The 6175-nt window shown below is 67.3% G+C and carries 10 protein-coding genes; 4 read left to right on the plus strand and 6 right to left on the minus strand.

Features of this window, described 5'->3' with window-relative positions:
* Nucleotides 1–37: 37 nt before the first annotated feature.
* Genes APY03_RS20495 through APY03_RS20505 form a run of 3 tightly spaced genes read left to right on the plus strand, consistent with a single transcriptional unit; the run spans nt 38 to nt 1943 of the window.
* Nucleotides 38–1033: an asparaginase gene (locus tag APY03_RS20495; RefSeq protein ID WP_068679553.1), complete on the plus strand. Its 996-nt coding sequence runs from the start codon at nt 38–40 to the stop codon at nt 1031–1033.
* Between the two features lie 4 nt (nt 1034–1037).
* Nucleotides 1038–1454 carry a hypothetical protein gene (locus APY03_RS20500; protein ID WP_068679555.1) on the plus strand — a complete coding sequence of 139 codons (417 nt, stop codon included), beginning with the start codon at nt 1038–1040 and terminating at the stop codon, nt 1452–1454.
* Nucleotides 1455–1469: 15 nt separating this feature from the next.
* The gene (locus APY03_RS20505; protein ID WP_068679557.1) at nt 1470–1943 is read left to right on the plus strand and encodes a DUF6152 family protein; all 474 of its coding nucleotides are present in this window, start codon (nt 1470–1472) and stop codon (nt 1941–1943) included.
* Nucleotides 1944–1946: 3 nt separating this feature from the next.
* Here the strand turns inward: APY03_RS20505 and adk are convergent, their stop codons facing one another.
* From adk to APY03_RS20535, 6 genes are all read right to left on the minus strand, one after another.
* A complete protein-coding gene (gene adk / locus APY03_RS20510; RefSeq protein ID WP_068679617.1) occupies nt 1947–2603 on the minus strand; it encodes an adenylate kinase in 657 nt (218 codons plus the stop codon).
* 122 nt (nt 2604–2725) lie between these two features.
* Nucleotides 2726–3487, minus strand: coding sequence for a 3-deoxy-manno-octulosonate cytidylyltransferase (kdsB, locus tag APY03_RS20515; protein ID WP_068679559.1), 762 nt, complete (start codon nt 3485–3487; stop codon nt 2726–2728).
* A gap of 2 nt (nt 3488–3489) precedes the next feature.
* Complete coding sequence (locus APY03_RS20520) at nt 3490–3672, minus strand: Trm112 family protein (protein WP_068679561.1); 183 nt, start codon at nt 3670–3672, stop codon at nt 3490–3492.
* Nucleotides 3653–4633: a tetraacyldisaccharide 4'-kinase gene (lpxK, locus tag APY03_RS20525; RefSeq protein ID WP_068679563.1), complete on the minus strand. Its 981-nt coding sequence runs from the start codon at nt 4631–4633 to the stop codon at nt 3653–3655. Before lpxK ends, APY03_RS20520 begins: the two co-directional genes overlap by 20 nt.
* Nucleotides 4634–4635: 2 nt before the next feature.
* Entirely contained in the window at nt 4636–5061 is a 426-nt protein-coding gene (locus APY03_RS20530; protein WP_068679565.1) for an ExbD/TolR family protein, read from the minus strand.
* A gap of 5 nt (nt 5062–5066) precedes the next feature.
* Nucleotides 5067–5699, minus strand: a complete 633-nt coding sequence (locus tag APY03_RS20535) for a MotA/TolQ/ExbB proton channel family protein (protein WP_068679567.1) — start codon at nt 5697–5699, stop codon at nt 5067–5069.
* A 313-nt stretch (nt 5700–6012) separates the two neighbouring features.
* On the opposite strand from APY03_RS20535, the gene APY03_RS44185 reads away from it, so the two are divergent.
* Nucleotides 6013–6175, plus strand: a 163-nt coding sequence (locus tag APY03_RS44185; RefSeq protein WP_232324353.1) for an exodeoxyribonuclease VII large subunit, incomplete at its 3' end; no start/stop codon positions are given.

Raw genomic sequence — 6175 nt, forward strand, 5'->3', positions numbered from 1 at the left:
CTGTATTTTTAACCAGTTTCCGGAGCTTTGGCAAGTCATGGCGGGCAACATCAGCGAAAGCAAGCGTCATGTGGTCGTCCTGGGCACGGGCGGCACCATCGCCGGCCGCTCGAGCTCTGCGGCCGACAACGTCGGCTATACCGCCGCCCAGGTGGGGGTTACCGAACTGCTGGAGGGCCTTGCGGCGCCCGCCGGCATCGCGCTGCAGACCGAGCAGGTGGCCCAGGTCGACAGCAAGGACATGGGCTTCGCGATCTGGCGCAGTCTGGCCTTGCGCTGTGCTCATTGGCTGGCGCAGCCCGACGTGGCGGGCTTGGTCATCACCCACGGCACCGACACCTTGGAGGAAACCGCGTTCTTCCTTCAGTCTGTGCTGGCGCCGCCCAAGCCGGTGGTGCTGACCAGCGCCATGCGCCCGGCGACCGCGCTGACGCCGGACGGCCCGCAGAACTTGCGAGATGCCGTAGCAGTCGCGGCGAGCCCTGGTGCAATGGGCGTGGTGGCGGTGTGCGCGGGCACGGTGCACAGCGCCTTCGATGTGCAGAAGGTACACACCTACCGGATCGACGCCTTCGGTTCCGGCGATGCGGGGCCAGTGGCCTTTGTGGAGGAGGGCGCCTTGCGCGAGCTCAGGAACTGGCCTTCCTCGCCGCCGGAGCCGGCACGCCTTTCCTTCGAGCTGATGCGGCAGGCCACCCGCTGGCCGCGGGTGGAGATCCTGGTGAGCCACGCGGACGCACGCGGCAGCATCATCGACGCGCTGGTCCTGGAGCGGCAGGCAGGCTCCGCGGAGCCGGTGCAGGGCCTGGTGCTGGCGGCGACTGGCAATGGCACGGTCCACGAGGCTCTGGAAGCGGCTGCGCTGCGGGCGCAGGCGGCCGGCATCGCGGTCGTGCGCGCCACGCGTTGCCTCCAGGGCCGCATTCTTCCCATGCCGGATGCGGCGCTGCGCGACGCCGGCGCAATGACGCCGGTGAAGGCGCGCATCGCGCTGGTGCTGGAATTGATGGCCGTCCAGGCTGGCGGCGCCTGAGCGCATGTTCGAGGCTCTGCGCTCGCACGCCTGGCTCTATCCGGCGCTGGAGGTGGTGCACATCGTCGGCATCGCGCTGTTGCTCGGCAACCTGGTGGCGCTCGAGATGCGGGTGTTCGGGCGCGCTGCCGTCCTGCCAGTGGCTGCCATGGCCAGGTTGTCGCTCTCGATCGCGGCCGCCGGCTTCGCACTCGCGGCGGCCAGCGGTTCGCTGATGTTCGCCACCCAGCCGGCGGAACTGCTGGCCAACCAGACTTTCCTGGCCAAAATGGGCTTGCTGGTGGCCGCCGGCTTCAACGCGGGGTGGTTCCATCTGCGCGGCTCGCTGCGCAAACTGGATGCGATGGCGCGGGTACAGATGTTGTTATCTACTGCGATCTGGCTGGCCGTCGTGTTCTGCGGCCGTTGGATCGCCTACTGAAGAGGAGCCTTCCCGATGAAACGTCGCCACATCGTCATCGCCGCCGGGTCCCTGCCGCTGGCCGGTTCGTTCGCCTGGGCCCACCATGGCTGGAGCAGCTTTGACCAGGACCGCCCGATCTACCTCGAGGGGACGGTGGCGCGGGTGCGCTGGCAGAACCCGCATGCGGAGCTGTTGCTCGACGTCCCGTCCGGGCTCAAGGTGCCGGCCGACCTGGCGAAGCGGGCGCTGCCGGGGCAGAGCGCCCCCGTCGACGGGCCTGGCTTGCTCGCGCGGGCGGTCGTGCCTCGCCGCAATGACCGCCAGTGGGAGCTCGAGCTCGCGCCGCTGACGCGCATGGAGGCCTGGAAGGTCTCGGAGATCAAGCCCGGCACCGCCGTCTCCGCGGTGGGCTTCACGCTCAAGGAAGAAAAGGGAGATCCCGTGATGCGCGTCGAATACCTGTTTGTCGACGGCAAGGTCTACGGGCTGCGTTCCAGCCCCGCCTGACGATCAACTCGCCAGGGCGGCCATCGCGCGCTGCGTGATGTCGTCGACGCTGCCGACGCCGCTGATCGCACGGTATTTGGGGGCCGCACCGGGCTCGGCCTTGGCCCAGGCTGCGTAGTAGTCGACCAGCGGCCGGGTCTGCTGGCTGTAGACCTCGAGCCGGTGGCGCACGGTCTCTTCCTTGTCGTCGTCGCGCTGGATCAGGTCCTCGCCCGTGACGTCGTCCTTGCCTTCGACCTTCGGCGGATTGAACTTGACGTGGTAGATACGCCCGGATGCCGGGTGCGAGCGACGTCCGCTCATGCGCTCGATGATGTCGGCAAAGGGCACGTCGATCTCGAGCACGTAGTCGAGCTTGACGTTGGCCGCGCGCATGGCGTCGGCCTGCGGGATGGTTCGGGGGAAACCGTCGAAGAGAAAGCCCTGGGCGCAATCCGGCAGCGCGAGGCGCTCCTTGACCAGGTTGATGATCAGGTCGTCGCTCACCAATGCGCCGGAGGCCATCACAGCCTTGGCCTGCAGGCCGAGCGGGGTGCCGGCCTTGACCGCCGCGCGCAACATGTCGCCGGTAGAGATTTGAGGAATGCCGTACTTCTGGCAGATGAAGGCAGCCTGTGTGCCCTTGCCCGCCCCGGGGGCGCCCAACAAAATCAGTCTCATGGTGTCCTCGGAGGTCTTTCGATCTTCTGTCGCGCCTGGCATGCCGGGGAAGGCGTTGCATGGGCGGAGTTGCGTCGAGGATAGCACGCACTCTCGAGCGAACCCGCCCGATGGCGGGCGTGTCAGGCGGCGAAAAGCGCGCGGACGCGCGCGAGGTCTTCGGGGGTGTCGATTCCCGGGCCGGGCGCATGCGCGCTCACATGCACGGCGATGCGATAGCCGTGCCACTGGGCGCGCAACTGTTCCAGCGCCTCGGTCGCTTCCACCGGTGCCGGCGGCAGATTCGGGAACTGACGCAAGAAGGACGCGCGGTAGCCATAGATGCCGATATGGCGCAGCGGTGCCGGGGAGGTCGGCAAGCTCGTCGGCCCGCCCTTCGCGAAGCCGTCGCGCCACCACGGGATCGGTGCCCGGCTGAAGTAGAGCGCGTTGCCCCGGGCGTCGAGCACCGTCTTGACGACATTGGGATTGAGGAAGTCCTCGAGGGATTCGATTGCATGCGCGGCCGTGCTCATCGCCGCATCGGCGTGTGAAGCCAGGGTCTGCGCTACGGCATCGATCAGCGATGGATCGATCAGCGGCTCGTCGCCCTGGACGTTCACCACGATCTCGTCGTCGGCCAGTCCAAGCTGCACGCACGCCTCGGCGAGTCGGTCGCTGCCGCTGGCATGGTCGGTGCGGGTCAGCAACACCTCCACGCCGTGGGCCTCGCAGGCGGCGACGATGCGGGCATCGTCGGCCGCGACCACCACTCGCTCCGCACCGGAGTGCCGTGAACGTTGTGCGACGCGCACCACCATCGGCACCCCGGCAATGTCTGCCAGGGGCTTGTCGGGCAGTCGCGTCGAGGCGAGCCGCGCCGGAATCAGGACGGCGTAGCGCAAACTCAGAGCCCCAGTTCCTCGTCGGACAGCGTGCGGGCCTCGGTCTCCAGCAGTACCGGAATGCCGTCGCGCACGGGGTAGGCCAAACGGGCGCTGCGCGAGCGCAGCTCCTGCGCCTCGGGATGCCAGGTGAGCGGTCCCTTGGTCACGGGGCAGACGAGCAGTTCAAGCAGCTTGGTGTCCATCGAGCGATGATAGCTTTGCGTCGAGTGCTCGGAAGAAGCCCGGCTCGGGTTGGAACATCAGCGGCAGTGCGAGCGCATCGGGCGCCCGGCGCCACAGCTTGAGCGCATCTTTCTCGGTGCACAGCAGCACGTAGCCCGTGCCCGGCGGCGGTTGCCAGTCGGTGAAATCGTGGTGGTCGGGCAGCGCAATGCACTGCTGCGGCGCGAGCCCGTGTTCGCGCAGCATCTGGAAGAAGGCTTCGGGCTTCGCGATGCCCGCGACAGCCACCAGCGGCCGGCCCGAGAGCGATGCGAGCGGGACCGGCGTGCCGTCCAGACGCAAGGCTGCATCGGCCAGCGAACGCTGCGCGGTGAAGCCGGCGAAAGCAGGGCGTGCGCCGGTGTGGAGCACCAGGTCGCAGCGCCGGGGCCAACGCTCGCGCAGCGGGCCGGCCGGCAACAGCCAGCCGTTGCCCGTGCCGCGGTCGTCGAAGACGCAGATCTCGATGTCGCGTGCCAGGGCGAGATGCTGCAGTCCATCGTCGCTCACGATGCACTGCGTCCCAGGATGCCGCGCCAGCAATGCACGCGCGGCCTCGATGCGGCGTCGCGCGACGAAGACTGGCGCCGCGGTTGAACGGCGGATCAAGGCCGGCTCGTCGCCGACCTCGCGTGGGTCGCTGTCCTCGTGCACTTCCCGGCAGTCATCGGTCGCCCGGCCGTAGCCGCGCGACACCACGCCCACTTTCAGTCCCCGAGCCTGGAGGTGGCGTACCACGGCCATCACGACCGGCGTCTTGCCCGAACCGCCGGCGATCACGTTGCCGACCACGATCACCGGCGCGTCGACGCGCACGGTGCCGAGGACCCCAAGGCGATAGAACGCCCGACGGGCGGCCGTCAGTGCGCCGTAGACAACGGAAATGGGCCACAGCAGCCCCGCGAGCGCGCCGCGTTGCAGCCAGGCCCGCTGCAGATCCAAGGCTAACGTCCTGCCCGCGCGGCCGACTGCGTGGCGAAGGTGATCTGCATGAGGCCGGCGCGGCGCGCGGCTTCCATCACCGTGATCACCGATTGATGGGCTGCACTGGCATCGGCGCTGATGATCACGATGGTGTCCTTGCCACCGCTGGACGCGGCACCCAAGGCCTCGGCCACCGCTTCAACGCTGCGATCGGACAGCACGGTCTTGTTGATCGAGTAGCGGCCATCGGCGGAGACACCGACGATCACCTCCTTCGGATAGTCGCGCTGGGCCTCCACATCGGCCACCGGCAGGCGCAGTTGCATCTCCGTGAACTTGCTGTAGGTGGTCGACAGCATCAGGAAGATGAGCACGACCAGCAGCACGTCGATGAAGGGGATCAGATTGATCTCGGGCTCTTCCTTCGAGCCGTGGCTGAAATGCATCCGCCTCATGACCGCAGCGTGTTCAGGTGGCGGGCGAAGCGTTCGCCGGCGAGTTCAAGGTTGAGGAGGTATTCGTCGACCCGGGTACGGAAGTAGCGCCAGAAGATCAGCGCCGGGATCGCAACGATCAGGCCGAAGGCCGTGTTGTAGAGCGCGATGGAAATGCCGTGCGCCAGTTGAGCCGGGTTGCCGGAGCCGACTGCGCCGCTGCCGGGCGACTGGGACCCGAAGATCTCGATCATGCCGATCACAGTGCCCAGCAGGCCAAGCAGCGGCGCAGCCGACGCGATGGTCGCCAGCGCCGGCAGGTAACGCTCGAGCCGGTGGGCGACGATGCGTCCGGCCGCCTCCATCGACGCGCGCAGGTCGTCCTCGGTCGATTGAGGGTTGGCATTCATGTGGCGGAAACCGGCCGCCAGGACTTCGCCGAGTCCGGAGTTCCGCTCCAGCTTGGTCACCACGTCCGGACCCGGAATCGCGTTGCGCGAAACCGTGATGGCCTCGTCGAGCAGTTTGGGAGGAAGAACCTTGGAGGTCTTGAGGCTGGTGAATCGCTCGATGACCAACGCGAGCCCCAGCACCGAACAGGCGAGCAGTGGCCATATCGGCCAGCCCGCAGCAACTATGATCGAAAACAAGGAAATCCTCCGGCCCGTGGACTGCAAATGCGCGGCGATTATCCACCGTCAGCAGCAGATGTTCCGATTTGTATTCTGCTGTCAGCCACCGCCCACAAGTTCTGTGGATAACTTTGTGGCTAACCTGCGGTGCAAGCCGCCGCCAGCCTCATTCCATGGGTCTTGCGCTGGATCGACTGAATTTTGAGCAGCACTTTCTCCAATCAAATCAAGGGCTTGCACGTGAACTCGTGCATGCGATGCCAATGCCCCCAAGGCGCGGTGAGCCATTCAGCTGCTTGTGGACGACTGGTCGCCTGTTACCCGTCTGCCCATGAGCGAATTTGAAACCCCGGCCGTCGGCCCGCGCGTCTGGGGCGTCGGCGCGCTGTGCCGCGCAGTCGCGGATGCACTTGATGCGCGTTTCAATCCGGTCGCGGTGCGCGGCGAGATCAGCGGCTTCTCGCGCGCCGCGAGCGGCCACTGCTACTTTGCGC

This window comes from Variovorax sp. WDL1, from assembly GCF_001541225.1.
GTDB lineage: Bacteria > Pseudomonadota > Gammaproteobacteria > Burkholderiales > Burkholderiaceae_C > Variovorax.

Bases quoted from the DNA above. Each gene is read 5' to 3' on its own strand.
- APY03_RS20505 (WP_068679557.1), top strand. From the start codon at position 1,470: ATGAAACGTCGCCACATCGTCATCGCCGCCGGGTCCCTGCCGCTGGCC.
- APY03_RS20520 (WP_068679561.1), bottom strand. From the start codon at position 3,672: ATGGACACCAAGCTGCTTGAACTGCTCGTCTGCCCCGTGACCAAGGGA.
- APY03_RS20495 (WP_068679553.1), top strand. From the start codon at position 38: ATGGCGGGCAACATCAGCGAAAGCAAGCGTCATGTGGTCGTCCTGGGC.
- APY03_RS20530 (WP_068679565.1), bottom strand. From the start codon at position 5,061: ATGCATTTCAGCCACGGCTCGAAGGAAGAGCCCGAGATCAATCTGATC.
- adk (WP_068679617.1), bottom strand. From the start codon at position 2,603: ATGAGACTGATTTTGTTGGGCGCCCCCGGGGCGGGCAAGGGCACACAG.
- APY03_RS20500 (WP_068679555.1), top strand. From the start codon at position 1,038: ATGTTCGAGGCTCTGCGCTCGCACGCCTGGCTCTATCCGGCGCTGGAG.